Origin of the sequence: Jatrophihabitans cynanchi (assembly GCF_027247405.1) — a bacterium.
GTDB lineage: Bacteria > Actinomycetota > Actinomycetes > Mycobacteriales > Jatrophihabitantaceae > Jatrophihabitans_B > Jatrophihabitans_B cynanchi.
This window is the reverse complement of sequence record NZ_CP097463.1, coordinates 1226765-1242666: the sequence shown is the minus strand read 5'-3', so window position 1 is coordinate 1242666 and position 15902 is coordinate 1226765. Positions and strand designations below refer to the sequence as shown.

The window sequence follows — 15902 nt, the reverse complement described above, 5'->3', positions numbered from 1 at the left end:
GCGTTCCGCCTTGCCCGTGTGCGACCGGTCCAAAGGCATCCCAAGCGCGGCGGAGCGGAATTTGTCAAGGCGGTTGAGGCCAGCGGGAGTTATGCGGCTGCGGTGACGGGCTCCTGTTCTTGATCTTCGGTCTGGGTGATTGGTGGGTTGATCCAGGCGGCGACGGGTAGGTCGAGGATCTTCGGGTCGGTGTCGCTGCTGAACCGGTGCGGTGTCGCCGTGCGGGCCGCGGCCAGAGCGCTTGCTCGTCGCTCGGCGATGGCTTCGGTGAGGCCGTAGTGGACGTCAGCGGGCGTGTGCAGCCCGATGCCGCTGTGGTGGTGTTCGTGGTTGTAATGCTGGACGAACTCGTCGAGGAACGACCTGGCGTGCTGCAGCGAGCCGAACCTGTCGGGGAACACCGGCGCGTACTTCAGCGTCTTGAACCAGGCCTCGGAGAACGGGTTGTCATTCGACACCCGCGGCCGTGAATGTGAGCGGGTCACGTTCAGGTCGGTGAGCAACGCAGCCACGGTCTTCGACGTCATCGAGGTGCCCCGATCGGCGTGCACCACCCTCGGGGTGCCGTGGATGGTGAAGACCTCCTGCATCATTTCCTCAGCCAGGACAGCGGATTCGGTGACGTGCACGCAGGCGCCGACGATGTAACGGGAGTAGATGTCGATCATCACGTAGGCGTCGAAGTAGGAGCCCTTGACCGGGCCCCGCAGTTTGGTGATGTCCCAGGTGAACACCTCACCGGGTCCGGTCGCAACCAGTTCTGGGCGCACCCGCGCCGGATGACGGGCCAGCCGGCGCCGGTCCTTGACCTGGGCGTTGGCGGCCAACACCCGATACATGCTCGACACCGAACACAGATACCGGCCGCGGTCGAGCAGCACCGCATAGATCTGCAGCGGCGTGCGGTCCACGAACTCCGCACTGTTGAGCACGGCCAGCACCTCGATCCGCTCAGCGACGCTGAGCCGGTTCGCCGGCGCGGTGCGTGGCGACGGCCGCGACGTCGTCGAGGCCGGCCGGGCCTCAGGGCGCCCGGCGGTGGCTCGGGCGACACCGGTCAGACCAGCCGCGTCGCGGGTTGTCATCCCAGCCAGGGTCAGCGCCCGGTAGGCGGCCATCAACGCCGCGTGGACGGCGGATCGTCCTGCGCGCTCTCGGAGATCTCCTCCAAGAGCGCGTGCGCTTTTCCCATGATGTCCAACGCCACCTCGGTCCGCACCAGACGCCGCTGCGCCTTGTCCAGCTGGCCCCGCAGCCGGGCGATCTCCGCCTGCTCCGCGCTCAACCGGCCCACCTTCGCGCCGGCCGCACGGCCCTCGAGCACACCGGCGTCACGCAGCTTGCGCCACTCGGTGACCTGAGACGAGTACAGCCCCTGCTCCCGCAGATACGCCCCGCCCTGACCAACCCGGCACGCCTCGTCATAGGCGGCCAGATGCTGCAACTTCTCCGCTGGGGCAAAGGATCTCCGCCGAGACGGACCACCGGCCCGCGGCTGGGAACCACTCATGAACCCATCATCGACGACAGGGGCAGAAAGCACGGAACTCGACATGGTCATCATCCTGAATCTCGCCCTGCCGGAGCGGACTTGCTAAGAGCCGCTGGCCTCAACTCACCCTGACACGCAGGGGAGCCGCCGGCGGCTGCCGGGAGTCGCATAGGCTTCTACCGTGGAAAGCGACTCGATTCAGGGCGCGCTCCGCGCGTTCTCGTCAGAGCGGGACTGGGGCCAGTTCCACTCGCCGGCCAACCTTGCGAAGAGCATCGTGATCGAAGCAGCGGAGCTGCTCGAATGCTTCCAATGGGGCGAGTCAGCCGACATAGAGAAAGTGCGGGACGAGCTGGCGGACGTACTGACCTACGGCCATCTTCTCGCGGACAAGCTGGGGCTGAACGTCGACCGGATCGTGCTGGACAAGCTCGAGGTCACGCGAGCCAAGTATCCGGTGGAGCAGGCACGCGGCCGGAGCACGAAGTATGACGAGCTTCCGGATTGAACGCCTGAACCTTCGGGATGGGCAGCTTACGACCTGGTCTCTGCTCGACCCCCGACACAGCAACTGGCCTGTCGTCTATACGCTCGACGGTCGCGACGAAATCTACGTAGGCGAGTCGCTCAACGCGACAGCGCGTATGCGCCAGCACCTCGATACGGCGGCGAAGGCCCGTCTGACGACTGCCCGTGTCGTGATCGATGAGACCTTCAACAAGTCTGCGTGCCTCGACCTCGAATCGTTCCTCATCCGCTTGCTCGCCGGCGACGGCAAATACGAGGTGCTGAACCGCAACGAAGGCATCACCAACGCGAACTACTTCGGACGCGAGGACTACCGGAAGACGTTCGATGCGATCTTCGACGAACTGCGCGAGCAGGGCATCTTCACACGGACCGTCCGCCAGATCCAGAACACTGATCTCTTCAAGCTGTCGCCGTTCAAGGCGCTCACCCCCGACCAGGCCGGCGCGATCGAAGACATCCTGAACGGCCTATTCGACGATCTCGAAGCAGGCGTCGGAAGTCGGATCGTCATCCGAGGCGATCCCGGTACAGGTAAGACGGTCGTCGCGATCTTCCTCATGAAGTTGCTGAGCGACATCAGAACGGCCGACACGACAGTGCCACCGGACACCGACTCAATTCTGTCCGAGTTCTTCGTTCCGGGGTACCCCGAGTTGCTTGCGGGCTTCCGCTTCGGCCTGGTGGTACCTCAGCAATCGCTGCGCAGGTCGATTCAAAAGGTCTTTCGAAAGACCCCGGGGTTGGACGAAAGTATGGTGCTAACGCCCTTCCAAGTAGGGGAGAGCCGGGAGAAGTTCGATCTACTCATCGTCGACGAGGCGCACCGGCTGAACCAACGCGCGAATCAACCCTCTGGGGTGCAGAACAAGAAGTTCGCCGACATCAATCACCGCCTCTTCGGCAGGGACGAGCCGGGCCTCACGCAACTGGACTGGATAACGACCCAGAGCAATCACCAGATCTTCCTCCTCGATGCGGCCCAAAGAGTCCGGCCGGCCGACGTTCCGGTAGCAGCCCTGGACAGCCTCGTCCGCCCGGCCGACGAGCAACATCGGATGTACGTACTTACGTCACAGATGCGCGTGCAGGCAGGCGCCGACTACGTCGGCTACATCAGAGCGCTACTGACCGGCTGCGCGCCCGCGCCCCAAGAGTTCCCGGGATACGACCTTCGCTTCTTCGATGACTTCGCGGCCATGCAGAGAGCTTTGCGCCGCCGCGAGCAACAGGACGGTTTGGCTCGTCTGCTGGCGGGCTATGCCTGGCCGTGGCGGAGTAAGCGTGACCCGTCTGCTCACGACATCGAGATCGCTGGCGTCCGGCTCCAGTGGAACCGGTCTGCCGTCGATTGGGTGAGCTCGGCGACATCCGTCGATGAAGTCGGCTCCATCCACACGATCCAGGGCTACGACCTCAACTACGCCGGCGTAATCATCGGCAATGACCTGCGGTTCGATTCACGCAACGGTGGCCTGGTCTTCAACCGCAGCTCCTACTTCGACAAGAAGGGCACGGAGAACAACCGCATCCTCGGTATCAGCTACGACGACAGCGACCTGCTGCAGTTTGTCACAAACATCTACGCGGTGCTGCTTACCCGTGGCATCCGAGGCACGTACATCTACGTCTGCGACCCCGCCCTACGCGATCATCTGCGCCCTCTCTTCCCTCAGCCGATCGATTAGCGACCTTCATGATCATCTGTAGCCAACTTGGTAGCTATTCGCTTCGTTCGCGGTTGTTCGCGCTGTTCGATATTTGTCCGCAATCCCTTATGGTGTAGGCATATTGGACGTCGACGGACGCATGCGGATAATCGAACAGTCGCCTGGCAGGTTGGACGCGGACTTCTGCGGACGTCCATGGAAAGCAGCGGCCCTCGCCGGGCTTCAGCACTCACCGACTGTCGTTTCGGGACATGTGGTGGTCGCAGATGCGGCCTTGATTGTCTGATGTTGCGACACGGGTCGCTCCAAGGCAATACGTGCCCGCGCGTCGTCTACCTCGCGCTCATCTGTTCGCCGGGCAAACGTGTCCTGAGATGTGCGCCCGAGGAATGGCTGGCTGTGCGCAGACGATGTCGCACCGAGGAACCGGCCGCGTGGGGGATAGGCCAGTGCTGAACAGCAACGCGCTGCGTGCCGGCCGCAGGACTCACGTGGCCCCGAGATCGGCCAGCAGTACGTCGACGATCGCTTCCTCATGGACGGCGACGTCGGTTGCCATCATGACGGACTGCAGGCGCTCATCCCACGGCGTCGTCTCAGGGCGACCGGTGAGCGCGAGTCGATGGTCTTCCGGTATCCGCGCCGCCGCTTCGAGGTAGTCGTCGCTTCCGAGGCGCCACGGTGTCGCGCCGCGCAGGATAATTCGCCGGGCGATGGCGATGCCTGGCCAGTCGAAGTCGCCGTGGTAGCGCACGGATAAGCGGTCGAGGAGCAGCGAGCCGGCAGCGGCGGGGTTGCCGGAGGTGCAGATCACGGGCCGGTCGACCCCCGCCGCCGACAGTTGCTGCAGCACTTGCGGGTTCTCGCAGGCGTGCATGACCTCGCCGGGTGCAGTCAGCGTCGGTGCGCGCTCAAGCTCGTGGACGGTGAGATGCGTGACCAGCCCGAGCTCGGCACGCTCGCGCATCATCGCCGACCAGCGATCGGTGCCGGGCGGACGGAGTGCCCAGACGAGGACTGTCCCGGAGATCTCGTCGGTGCTGACGCCGACGCGCTGCCACAGAGCGCGGCGCTCGGCGGCCGAAGCGGGAGCCGGCGCCTGCACGGCGAACGCCAGGCCCCGCAGTGCGAGCGTCCCGGCCGGGGTTCCGTCGTCGAGGCCATGCGCTGTGCCGGTGTGTTCGGTCGCGAGCGCGGCCAGGCCGCGCGACACACCGCCCCCGGACAGGACTGCAGCGATCACCCGCACCGCCATGGACAGCGCGGGTTCCGCGGCCGGCGCCGACAACCGGGTCAGCACGCCGCCGCGGTGCAGCCAGTCCGTCCACGGCGCCACCCAGTCCTGATCGGCCAGCCCGGCGGCGACGAGCAGTGCGTCGAGGTGGGCCCAGAGCTGCTCGCGGCCGGCCTGCGATTGTGCGCGCTCGGCCAGTCGATCGCGCAGCGCCCCGCCGGTCAGCTCGGCGACGACCGCGACGAGCCCGCGCCCGGCGGCGCTGGAGCGCAGGGCCACGTCGAGATCCGCGAGCTGCACCCGGAAGGTTCCGCGTTGAAGGTTGCGGCCGAGGAGGCCGCCGAGCCGGTCGGCGCCGTCCTCATCGAGGTCGGTGACGATCGCGCCCCGGATTGCGTGCCCAGTCCGTTCCAGCCGCTCCCGCAGGACCGTCCACATCGGCGCGAGCGACGGCGCGGCCAGGTGGTCGTGCAGCGGAGGCGGCAGCGCCGTCATGCCGTGCTGCGCAGGTGGCGGTTGCGGCCGTCCCAGTGCACGTGCGTGGTCACCGCCGAGCTGCCGTCGCTGCGCCGGACCTCGTACACGTCGAGCGCGGGAACCTGCGGGAAGCAGCCCCACAGCGCGTGGCCGGTCATCACGAAGTCCAGATCGAGCGTGACCAACAGACCCATGAGCTCGGCGACGGTGGTGTCGTCGACCTTCGCGAACGCGTCGTCGAGCAGGATCAACCGCAACGCCCGGCTGTCGTCGCCAAGGCTGGTCAGGTAGCCGTCGGCGGCAGCGAACAGCGTGACGTAGGAGACGAACCGGGTCTCACCCTGGGAGAGCTTGGCTCGCCGGGACAGTCGCCGCTGCTGGCCGGCGTCCGGTCCCAGGATCGTCACGCTCACCTCGTGCCAGGTGCGGTAGTCGAGAGCCGCCGCAAGATGGCTGGCGTAGCCGCTGCTCGGGTCCGCGGCGTAGTGCAGTTCGACGCGCTTGCGCAGCAACTCGGTCAGCTCGGCGTTCTGGGCCTCGGATCGGACGGCGTCGGAGGTGGCGACCAGTTCGAGCACCCGGCCGAGCGCCGCGTGCTCCTCGCGCAGCCCCCAGCCGAGTTTGACGCCGATGCCGTTGGTGGTGGTGATCCCGCCCAGGCTGGTGTTCATCGCGGCAATGAGCTGGCCGGCCTGGTTGACGCGACGCCGGAGTTCCTCGGCGACCCCGCCGAGGACGAAGCGGGTGAACACCTCGCGTTCGCGCTCGCTGAGCGCGGCGCGGCCCTGCTCGACTCGCGCTGCCAGCAGGCGGGCGGCGCCGGCCAGGGTGTGTTCGTCGCCGGCGCCGGCGATCTCGACCAGGTGCACGTCGTCGTCGAGCCAGTGCCGGGCGTCGAGCTGGCCGGACACCTCACGGTCGAACTCGCGGAAGGCGTCGAAGACCCGAGACGCGGACGCGGGTTGGCGGGGCTCGGCGACGGCGTCCAGGACAGCGACCGCTCCGGCGCGGACCTCGTCCACCTGCTCGGGGTGGACGATGCCGGCGAGCCGTCCGGTGGTCGCGGCCGCGGCCAGCCCGGGCAGCGCGATCCGCCGAGTCAATCGGTGCGCTGCGGAGACCAGCTGCTCGACCTCGGCGAGGACGTGTGCGGATGCATTCTCCGCGGCCATGCGTGCCTCACCGAGCTGCGGGCCGATGTCGGCCACCGCCTTGAGCGCGGCGCGGTGATCGGCCTCGGTCGTGTCCCGGGCCCGCTGCGTGCGCTCGAGCTCGTCGCGGGCCTGCTCGATCGAGAGGTCGAGCGCTTGATGCTGGGCAGCGAGCTCGCTGGCCGCGGCGTGCCACTCGGCCCACCGATCGTCCGCGTCGCGCTCGGCATCGTCGCGCACGCCGGCGGCCGCGTCGGCGCGCGCGAGCCGGGCGTCGTGTCGCGTCACTGCTTCGGCGAGCCGGGTGAGCTCGCGAATGAGCTGCGCGCTGCGCTCGGCTGCGTGGCGGGCGGCATCCACGGCCTGCTGAAGCGCGTCGGCCTCGACCGGCAGGTCGTGGTGCAGGCAGACGCTGCGGTGCGCGTCGACCTGCGCGACCCAGGACGCGCGAGCCTCGCGGGCCGCGGCGGCGGCCCGCGAGGCCTCGGCGCTGCTGCGTTCGGCCCGGCTCACTGCGTCGGTGGCCAGGCGGCGGGCGGCGTAGAGCCGCGAACTTCGCGGCGCGGCGCGTACGAGGTCCGCGAGGCGTCGGTCGGTCTCGTTGAGCTCCGTCCGCCGCCGTGCGCGCCGGCCGGCGAGGTCGACCAGAACGGTCAGGTCGCCGTCGATCGCCGCGATCCGCTCCTGCCGATGGGCCGCCCGGGCGGCCGCGCCGATGTGGCGTGCGCGGTCGACGCGGTGCCGGCCGCGCAGCGGTCCGTTGCGCCAGCTGCCGTCGGTCGATACCGAGGTTGCGGCGGCGGGGTCGTCGACGCCGATGCTGGACAGGACGGCTGAGATCGTCGCGGCGGGGAGCGTGGCGGCGGAGTCGGGGCGGAGGATTGTGCTCAGCGGACGCGCCGCGCGCGCCGAGCCGGCGCTGACCAGCAGTTCGCCGTCAGCCGCGCGGACGGCACCGTCGGCCGTGATCACTGCAGTCAACAGCCCGGACGCGAGCAGCGCGCCCTCGAGACCTGCCTGCGCCGCAGCCGGCACGTCGGGGCCGAAGTCGATGCAGCGCCACAGCGGCTCACCCGGACGGTCCGGGGTGAGCCAGGGCGGGTCGGTCGGAAGCGGGTCGTGTGCGGCGGCGAGCTCGGCCCGCTCGGCCTGCAGGGTCTGCTCCCGGTCACGGTCGTTGCTCTCTTCGGTGGCGAGCCGCGCCCGTTCGGCATCGACCGCTGCTCGCGCCGGGCGGGCGGCGGCCTCGGCGACCTCGTCGAGGTCATCGAGGGGGTCGGTGCGGTGGCCGGCCAGGGCGTTGGCGTCGAGCAGCAACGCACCGATCAGCGGGTGCTCGACCCAGTTGATCGGGCCGAGCAGCTCGGCGGCGGTGGGGTCGCTGGTCCACGCTCGCCAGGCGTGGGCGAGTTCGGCGGCGATGGCGTCCCGCTCGGTGGCGCGGTCGTCGGCGGCCTGCGCGTCGAGCTCGGCGGCGTTGGCGAGCCGATCCGCCTCGGCCGCGAGCCGCGCGATCGCTTCCTCGGTCTTGGCCAGCCGCCGGGCTTCGGCTAAGCGCCGTCCGGCGAGGCCTTGCCGGTCGGTTGCGCCGGAGCGGGCCGACTCGGCCGCCTGCCGGGCTTCGTCGAGGTCGGCCGGGACGACGTCGACGTGCGCGGCGAACGGGCGGGCGATTGCCTGCGCCTCGCCGTCACGAGTCACCCGCAGCACGACGGACGCGGCGGCCGATGGCCGATCGACCGCCCGGACGTCGTCGGGCAGTCGGCCGGCCGGCAGGCGAGCGTCCTGCACGGCCTCGCGGGTGGACGCGAGGACGGTCGCCGCGTCGGCTGCGGCCTGCCGCACCTCAGCCAGCGCCTGCTCGGCATCGTCGACGGTGCGGCGATGGTTGGCCCGCTCCCGCTCGGCGCCGGCCAGAGCTTGATCGGCTGATCGAGCGAGTGCCGCGACGGCGCGATCCCGCTGGACGAGGTCGTCGGCCGTCTTGAAGATCTCCCGGGCTTCGATCGCGCGGAGGGCGTGGTCGAGCTCGGCGAGCCCTTCGGACAGTTCCTGTTCGCGCGACTGCAACTGCCCGTACTTAGCGTCAAGGGCGGCGACCTGACGGGCCCGGTCGGCCGCTGCGCGTTCGGCCGCGACGACGGCATCGGCTGCCGCGACCGCTTCGTGGGCGGTGGCCCGCAACGTCGCCGCGGCATAGCGTTCGTACACCGCCAGGAAGGACGAGACCTGGGCCGCGGACTGCTCCAGGCGTTCCTGCGCCGCGCGGGTCTCGGTGAGGCCGTCGAGCTGCTCGCCGGCCCGGGTCAGCGCCTGCTCGTGCAGCGGGGGCAGCGAGTCGACCAGGATCTGCGGCAGCCGCCCCTCGTCGATCCGGTTGCCTACGTCCGGTGCCCGCAGCGTGTGTAGCAGCTGCAGCAGCCCGTCGTAGCGGTCCCGCCCGGTGTCGCCGTCGAGGCCGAACACCTCGACCCGGACGCGATCGCGATGCACGGCCGCCGAGTCGGTGATTCGCTCGACCCCGACCAGCTCGGTCAGCGCATCGCGGGACAGCGGTTCGCGCGTGTCGGAGAGCAGGGCCAGCTCGTCACCCACGCGCAGCGGCGTCGTGAAGTACCAGACCTTCGTGCTGCTCGCGGACCGGCTGTGCCGAACCAACGCGCCGACCGTCAGGTACTCACCGGGGCGGGCGAGCTCGAGCCAGAGGTACCCGGTCCGGTTCGCCTGCTCGCGGGCCCCGGTGCGCATCAGCTCGTCCAGGTTGACCCGGGCGGCGCCGGTGGCGTCCATCTTGCGGCGGTCGGCGTCGAGCAGGAACGGGAGCAGCATCTCCAGCGCGCGGGACTTTCCGGATCCGTTCGTCCCGCGCAGGATCATCCGCCCGCCACTGACGTCGAACTCGTTGTCGAGGTAGTGCCACACGTTGACGATGCCGGCGCGGGACAGGCGCCAGCGCTCGTCGAAGCGGCGCGGGGCGGCGGGCCGGGTCATGGCGGATCTCCCTCGAACAGCGATCCCTGCACGGCCGGACGGGTCGTGACCTGGGGTTGGTAGCGCGCGGCGAACGGGAAGATCGCCAACCCGTCGTCGGTGCCCGCCGCGAGCCGCAGCGACGTCAGCAGCTCGACGGCGTCGGCACGGAGCACGTCGCCGGACTCGACGTAGGCGTTCTTCCACATCGTGCGGTAGCGGGAGGTCAGGCCGGCGAGAACGGCGTCGACCTGCGGCCACGGCGCCATCACCCCCGGCAGCACCTGATCGCCAATCGTCACCGTCGACTCCGCAGTCGGCTGCAGCGCGACGACAAGTTCGTCGAGCAGCAGCAGCGCGGCCTGCTTCGCGCTGCCGCTGCCGGGGAAGTCGACGTCGGTGAGCCCACCGGCCGGGTCGTAGGCCAGCGCTCCCTCGGCCCGCACCTCGAGCACGAGCCCGAAGTTCTCGTCCAGGTGCTTGGCCAGGTCGTGCCGCTCGCGGGAAAGGACATCCAGCTCGTCGGCCGGCAGCTCGGCCCGGAAGACCGCGGGGCTCTCGACGAGGCGCCGCCTCAACCGCCGCCGCGGGTTGTCGAGCTCGGGCCGCGTCCAGGTGGCGTCGGGCTCGTCGTACTCGTGCAGTCGATGGGGCAGCAGGTGAAGGAGCAGCGCGCGGTTGACGGTGAGCAGCGCTTCGTCCTCGCGCCGCTCGCCCCAGGCGGTGAGCGACCCGTCGGTCTCGCTGATCGCGCCCCAGCCGGCGAGCAGGCTCAGTGTGGTGACCAGCTGGCGGCGGTCGCTGAGCCCGTCGGTGATCGTGATCGCCTGTTCGGCGGCGTCGGCGCGGATCTGGTCGACGAGGGCCGAGATCAGGATTTGCTCGCCGACGCCGGGCGCGAGCAGCGCCGCGCACACAAGGGCGAGGTGGACGTAGGTGTTCGGCGTGAACGCGGCGCCGTCAGTGGGGCGGCGGGCCGGGCGCACCGGGGCGGATGCGGGTAGTGGCGCCTTGACCAGCCGGGCGAAGCTGGACTCGACGACGAGCGCGTAGCCGAGCTGGGTGGCGAACATCGACTTGAGCGCGGAGGCGTGCCGGCGGACGAGGTCGAGCTCGCCCGGCTGTCGCGCGGCGGTCAGGATCGGTGACGACATCAGGTGCCGGGCGGCGATCCGCCGCTCGCCCGCGTCGAGACCGGCGGTGGCGACGATGCTCATGGCACCGCCTCGTCGTCGACGGTGGACCAGGCTGCGATGCCCTCGATGACCAGGCGGTGGCCGTACACGGTGGTGGTGCCATCCGCGCTCGAGATCACCGTGTCCGGACCGGGTGCGGCGGTCAGCCGGAGGCCCAGGTCGTGGTCGACGGTCTCGGCGTCGCCGCGGGTGAGCAAATCGCCGAGCAGGTCGAGCAGCAGGTCACGGGCGGCCGGGGAGATGGCGGCGCCGTGCAGCGCGCCGGTGATCGCCAGCTCGGACGCGGCCGCTCGACGTTGGTCGGCCTCGCGCCGGGCCTCGGCGATCAGCCGCCGCCGGTCGGCGGTCGGGTCGGGGACCCGCGACGTCTTGCCGCGCAACGCGCGGTCGCCGCGCTCGCGCAGTGACACCGGCACCTGGACCGGGTCGGCGTTCCACCACGACGTCGTCGGCCCGATCCGCGGGTCCGGCTCGTCCGGCCCGAACAGCAGGTGCCGCGCCGGGTAGGCGCCGAAGGTCGCCGCGTACAGCCGGTGCGCGTCGTCGTCGGTCGCGGCGTGGAACCAGCGGGCCAGTCGCAGGAAGTCGGCTCGGCGCGAGAAACCAGTACCGGACGAATCGAGCAGCCGCTTGGCGTTGGTGATCAGCTGGCTGAGGGCCTGGGCCGCGGCGGTGCGCAGTTGCTCGGGGCCGGACCGGCCGTGCTCGGCGTCGTACCAGGACGCGAGCTCGGACCAGTCGGCTCGGGTGCGTCCCCGCGCCCGCTCGATCGGCGTGCCGTCGGGCAGGACCAGGCCGGGGAGGCCCGCGAGGGTTGCCAGCAGCGCGTCGAGCCGGCTGATGACCTGCCGGACGCGACCGGACACGGCCGGCGCGTGCCGGTTGACGTCGGCGGTGATGAGGTCGATGTAGACGAGCAGCAGCTCCTTGAACTGCGCGTACTCCTCGCCGCCGAGGTCGTAGCGGGTGAGGATACCGGCGAGGTAGGCGTAGAAGTCGCGGACGCTGTCGGTGAACACCCTTTGGTTGCCGAACACCGTGGTGACCTCGCCGGCCAGCGCGTCAACGTCGATATCGGCGCGCGTCAGTTGGGCGATGATCCGATCGAGGGACTGCACGATCTGGCCGAGCAGCTCCCGGGCGACCTCACGTGCGCCGTCGGTGGCCTGCAGGATCTCGACAGCGTCACGGTGCACGCGACCGCCGAGTTTGGACACCTGGTACCGCGATCGCGAGCGGATGTACTCGGCGACGGAGCTGACCCGGGCATCGCGGATCGACGGCACGAGATTGCCCCACTCGACGAGCTGGCGGCAGCGGGCCTCGGCGACATCACGCTCGAGCACGCGACCGCGATCGGCGAGCTGGGCGGCGACCTCCGTGGCTGACAGATCGGTCAGCAGGGTGGCGGCGAACAGATCCATGACCGCCAGGTAATCGTCCGACTCCTCAGCTGTCAGGTAGCGGAACAGATCGCGGCGCCGCCCTGCGTCCGGTGCGCCTGCAGATTCCACAGCGACAGGCTAGGCGAGTCCACCGACAGACTCGACAGGCCGCGCCATCGCCGCCGCGTCCAACACCGCGACGGCGGCCTCACGTGAGGGCGCAACCTTCTTCCGTGTAATTCGTACGAGATATCAGGTGCGGATGACAGTGAAGATCGTTGTCGCCGAGTACAGCCTACGGCGCGTCGAACGGCGGTGTCGGGAGTCGGCAGCGCGGCACCGGGCTCGCCGTATCCAGACGAGCGACCACCGCCTCGGTCCAAGCCTCGAACGCGACATCCGCGCCCGGGTCAAGGCCTGGAACGAGAACCCGAAACCGTTCGTCTGGACCAAGCCGGGCGAACAGATCCTCGACTCACGCGGACGACTTCGTAGACGAATCAACGGCGCGGGGCACTAGCAAGACACGAGACAACCCAGGCGATCGGTCCGATACGCTGGCCGCACGTACGAACGGTTTGCGCGCTCGATGGGTCGCCCAGTGTCGCGCGCAGATGTTTCGCCGCATGAACGTGCGGAAATTGGCAGCGGCCTCCGCGGATGGCAGCTATTCTCGACCTTGGCCGCACGTACGTACGGCGGACGGAGACCATGGTGGCAGAAGATGTCAGCAGCCTGGCCGGGGAGGTTCGCGCTCGCCGAACTCAGCTGCGCCTGCGACAGGAAGAGCTTGCCGACCTCGCTGGGGTGTCGGAGCGGTTCGTCTATGCATTGGAGAACGGCAAGCAGACCGTACAGCTGGACAAGGTGCTCGCCGTCCTCAACGCGTTGGGGTTGCACTTGGAGCTCCATCGCGGTGCCGATTCCGAGATCCGATGACCGGGCCCGCCGACGACAGGCTCGAGCACCTTCGAGACGTCCAGCAAGCCGACGTCTACAAGTGCGGCGATCGCGCCGCGACCCTGACCAGGACCGCGGATGGGCTTGAGTTCGGCTACCTCGATGAGTGGATTGCCGGCGGCGGCGCGGCAGTGGCGACAACCTTGCCGGTGCGTGCCGAGCCCGTACTTCGCCCCGCCGGCGCACTACCGTCCTACTTCGCTGGACTGCTACCTGAAGGACGCCGGCTGCGAGTGCTGAGACGGGCAGTCAAGACTTCCGCTGACGATGAGCTCTCCCTATTGCTCGCGGTCGGTGCGGACGCCATTGGTGACGTCCAGGTTGTACCCGCGGGTGTCAGCCCGGCGGAGGTGCCGCCGCGGATTGCGATCGACGAGATCGGCGACGCGAGTTTCGCCGACCTGTTGACTGAGCTCGGCATCCGTGCGCAGCGAATGGCATTGCCCGGCGTGCAGGACAAGACCAGCGCCGCGATGATCAACCTCCCGGTCGCCCGCGCCGGAGAGCGGTTCATCCTGAAGCTGAATCCGACCAACGACTACCCGAAGCTCGTTGAGAACGAAGCGTTCTTCCTCGGCGCCGCCCGAGCGTCGGGACTGACCGTTCCGCCGCACGATCTCGTCGTCGATCGCGACGGCGCGTCGGGACTGCTGGTGCGTCGGTTCGATCGGATCACCGTCGACGGTGAGCTGCGTGCGCTCGCAGTCGAGGACGGTTGTCAGGTCGCCGATCGTCCGCCGGCGGACAAGTACCTGCTTGGCACGGACCGGACCTTCGCCGCGCTGACCGCTGTATGCGATGCGCCGGTGCTGGCCGGCCGCGAGCTGATCCGCCAGCTGGCCTTCGCGTACCTGACCGGGAACGGCGACGCTCATGCGAAGAACTTCTCCGTCCTGCAGGACCAATCGGGGGAATGGCGAGTGTCGCCGGTCTACGACGTGCCGTGCTCGCAAGTGTACGGCGACTCGACCATGGCGATGTCACTCAGCGGCCGAGCAGGCTCCGACTTCAGAGCCCGCGACTTCGTCGCCTTGGGCACTGCTCTCGGTGTGCCGGAACGAGCGACGCGCCGAGCTCTGATCGACCTGACGGATCGTGCCGACCGCTGGCTTCCCGAACTCGATGCGCTTCCCTTCGATCGCGGCCAGGTGAGCAAGCTACGTCGCGTGATCCAGCATCGACGAAGCCGGCTGACGAAATGAGCGCGAACCCACGCGGAGCTAAACGTGGACCGTCTGCCGCGACGTAGCCCGGCAGATCGCAGACGCTGACCTGATCGCCGCGCGGCGGCGGCGATGGGAGCATTCTGCGAGCGCCGCTGTCGAGACCGTGAGGCCGTTCGTCGATCCGCTGCTCGACGACTCTCCTCGCAGTGAAGGGCGCCCGGCGAACGACGTTTGGACGGGCGTCGAGTCGAGGCCGTGTGGTGGTCGGGTCAATCGGTCCTCATGGTCGAGGATGGGACTTCGGCGTCGACGGTGCACGGGCAGCCGACCGAGTGCCGTGATGGACTGTGGGGGTGGATGAGCTCGCCGCAGAGATTGTCGATCGTCTTCGATCGGTTCGCTCGCTGTCGTGGTTGCGGGCGATCGATGCCGCGGACCTGGACGCGCCTGTGGGGGAGGAGCCGGACGCCGATGTGGTCGTGACTCCCTACCGATGGTTGCTCGATCGTGTGGGCGACGGCGTCAAGCTGACGCAGGCCGGCTACCTGCCGCCTACGGTCGTGAAGGCCGCGATGACCGAACTGGGGTGGGCGGAGGATTGGTACGGCAAGAACAACCGAGAGGACGTGACACTGCCGGTGCTCGAGCTGCGGGAGTCCGCGCAGCGGTTCGGGTTGGTCCGCAAGTATCGCGGACAGCTGGTGCCCACCAGGATCGGTCGCACGTTGGCCGACGATCCAGCCGGCCTGTGGTGGCATCTGGCGGGCGTGTTGCCGGATGCACTATCGGAGCCGCAGCGCCACGCGGGCGTTCTGTACTTGATCACCGTAGCCGCCGGGCTCGCGGAGAACGACGTGATGCTGGCCGAGGGCATGACCATCCTGGGATGGACGGAGCGCGGCACCTACCAGGAGTTGAGTCCAACCGCGGCGTTCGGTGCGGCACGCGACACCTGGGCGGTGTTCCGGCGGCTCGGTCTCGTGCCGCGCACCCGCCGACTCGAGGATGGCCTACCGACCCGGGCGGCGCGTCGCCTCGCGCGGGCTGCGCTGCTGGGGCGAGAACAGCGGACTGTTGAGGCGACGCCCGCACCTCGGCGCCGGGCGTCCGAGAGCGCGCTGCAGCTTCGCGTGTCGTTGCGTGACACCGGCGTCTGGCGTCGTCTCGTGGTGCCCTCGTCATTGACGCTGCGAGAGCTGCACGCGGTGCTGCAGACCGCGATCGGGTGGGAGGACTACCACCTGCACGTGTTCGACGTCGACAGCGTGCTGTATGGCGACGTCGAGGAGATCGAGGGCCAGCCGCTGGGCGATGAGGCGACCTTCACCCTCGCCCAGGCTGCCGACGCGGTACGCGAGTTCGTCTATGAGTACGACTTCGGCGACAGCTGGCACCACGACATCGTCATCGAGCAGGCGATGCCGAGCGTGAGGACCGGTACTCCGCACCTGGTCGACGGCGCCGGCGCGTGCCCACCCGAAGACTGCGGAGGAACCGGCGGGTTCGAGCACCTGCTCGAGGTGCTCGCCGACCCGAGCGACGAAGAGCACGCAGAGATGCTGGAGTGGGTCGGCGGCTCCTACGACCCTGGCGCGTTCGACATCGACTCGGTCAACGTCGCATTGGAGCTCTACGACCGGCACACTCGACAACGGCGATTGCGATCCTCGTGA

At 69.2% G+C, this 15902-nt stretch carries 11 protein-coding genes; 6 read left to right on the top strand and 5 right to left on the bottom strand.

All coding sequences use genetic code 11. From position 1 onward, the window contains the following. Positions 1-89 precede the first annotated feature (89 nt). Positions 90-1510 (bottom strand): IS3 family transposase gene (locus M6B22_RS05985; RefSeq protein ID WP_269444188.1). Its coding sequence is split into 2 segments (ribosomal slippage): positions 90-1150 and positions 1150-1510, totalling 1422 coding nucleotides; the frame shifts between segments, so codons are not numbered across the junction. A gap of 163 nt (positions 1511-1673) precedes the next feature. Between M6B22_RS05985 and M6B22_RS05980 the strand changes: the two genes are divergently transcribed. Then, positions 1674-2000 carry a nucleotide pyrophosphohydrolase gene (locus tag M6B22_RS05980; RefSeq protein WP_269444865.1) on the top strand — a complete coding sequence of 109 codons (327 nt, stop codon included), beginning with the start codon at positions 1674-1676 and terminating at the stop codon, positions 1998-2000. Next, a complete protein-coding gene (locus M6B22_RS05975; RefSeq protein ID WP_269444864.1) occupies positions 1981-3708 on the top strand; it encodes a DNA/RNA helicase domain-containing protein in 1728 nt (575 codons plus the stop codon). Before M6B22_RS05980 ends, M6B22_RS05975 begins: the two co-directional genes overlap by 20 nt. A 469-nt stretch (positions 3709-4177) precedes the next feature. Here M6B22_RS05975 and M6B22_RS05970 read toward each other — a convergent pair whose 3' ends face one another. Genes M6B22_RS05970 through M6B22_RS05955 form a run of 4 tightly spaced genes read right to left on the bottom strand, consistent with a single transcriptional unit; the run spans position 4178 to position 12232 of the window. Further along, the gene (locus M6B22_RS05970) at positions 4178-5419 is read right to left on the bottom strand and encodes a TIGR02679 family protein (protein ID WP_269444863.1); all 1242 of its coding nucleotides are present in this window, start codon (positions 5417-5419) and stop codon (positions 4178-4180) included. Further along, a complete protein-coding gene (locus M6B22_RS05965; RefSeq protein ID WP_269444862.1) occupies positions 5416-9543 on the bottom strand; it encodes a TIGR02680 family protein in 4128 nt (1375 codons plus the stop codon). Before M6B22_RS05965 ends, M6B22_RS05970 begins: the two co-directional genes overlap by 4 nt. Continuing rightward, entirely contained in the window at positions 9540-10739 is a 1200-nt protein-coding gene (locus M6B22_RS05960; protein ID WP_269444861.1) for a TIGR02678 family protein, read from the bottom strand. The genes M6B22_RS05965 and M6B22_RS05960 overlap by 4 nt, the downstream gene beginning before the upstream one ends. After that, entirely contained in the window at positions 10736-12232 is a 1497-nt protein-coding gene (locus M6B22_RS05955; RefSeq protein WP_269444860.1) for a TIGR02677 family protein, read from the bottom strand. The genes M6B22_RS05960 and M6B22_RS05955 overlap by 4 nt, the downstream gene beginning before the upstream one ends. 133 nt (positions 12233-12365) lie before the next feature. Between M6B22_RS05955 and M6B22_RS05950 the strand changes: the two genes are divergently transcribed. From M6B22_RS05950 to M6B22_RS05935, 4 genes are all read left to right on the top strand, one after another. Next, on the top strand, positions 12366-12623 hold the full coding sequence (locus M6B22_RS05950) for a hypothetical protein (RefSeq protein WP_269444859.1): 258 nt from the start codon (positions 12366-12368) through the stop codon (positions 12621-12623). Positions 12624-12763: 140 nt separating this feature from the next. Further along, positions 12764-13042: a type II toxin-antitoxin system Y4mF family antitoxin gene (locus tag M6B22_RS05945; RefSeq protein WP_269444858.1), complete on the top strand. Its 279-nt coding sequence runs from the start codon at positions 12764-12766 to the stop codon at positions 13040-13042. Next, complete coding sequence (locus M6B22_RS05940; protein ID WP_269444857.1) at positions 13039-14265, top strand: type II toxin-antitoxin system HipA family toxin; 1227 nt, start codon at positions 13039-13041, stop codon at positions 14263-14265. The genes M6B22_RS05945 and M6B22_RS05940 overlap by 4 nt, the downstream gene beginning before the upstream one ends. A 317-nt stretch (positions 14266-14582) precedes the next feature. Continuing rightward, a complete protein-coding gene (locus tag M6B22_RS05935) occupies positions 14583-15902 on the top strand; it encodes a plasmid pRiA4b ORF-3 family protein (RefSeq protein WP_269444856.1) in 1320 nt (439 codons plus the stop codon).

Coding starts and splice junctions, on each gene's coding strand:
- M6B22_RS05965 (WP_269444862.1), bottom strand. CDS start 9,543: ATGACCCGGCCCGCCGCCCCGCGCCGCTTCGACGAGCGCTGGCGCCTG.
- M6B22_RS05950 (WP_269444859.1), top strand. CDS start 12,366: ATGACAGTGAAGATCGTTGTCGCCGAGTACAGCCTACGGCGCGTCGAA.
- M6B22_RS05945 (WP_269444858.1), top strand. CDS start 12,764: ATGGCAGCTATTCTCGACCTTGGCCGCACGTACGTACGGCGGACGGAG.
- M6B22_RS05960 (WP_269444861.1), bottom strand. CDS start 10,739: ATGAGCATCGTCGCCACCGCCGGTCTCGACGCGGGCGAGCGGCGGATC.
- M6B22_RS05940 (WP_269444857.1), top strand. CDS start 13,039: ATGACCGGGCCCGCCGACGACAGGCTCGAGCACCTTCGAGACGTCCAG.
- M6B22_RS05975 (WP_269444864.1), top strand. CDS start 1,981: ATGACGAGCTTCCGGATTGAACGCCTGAACCTTCGGGATGGGCAGCTT.
- M6B22_RS05970 (WP_269444863.1), bottom strand. CDS start 5,419: ATGACGGCGCTGCCGCCTCCGCTGCACGACCACCTGGCCGCGCCGTCG.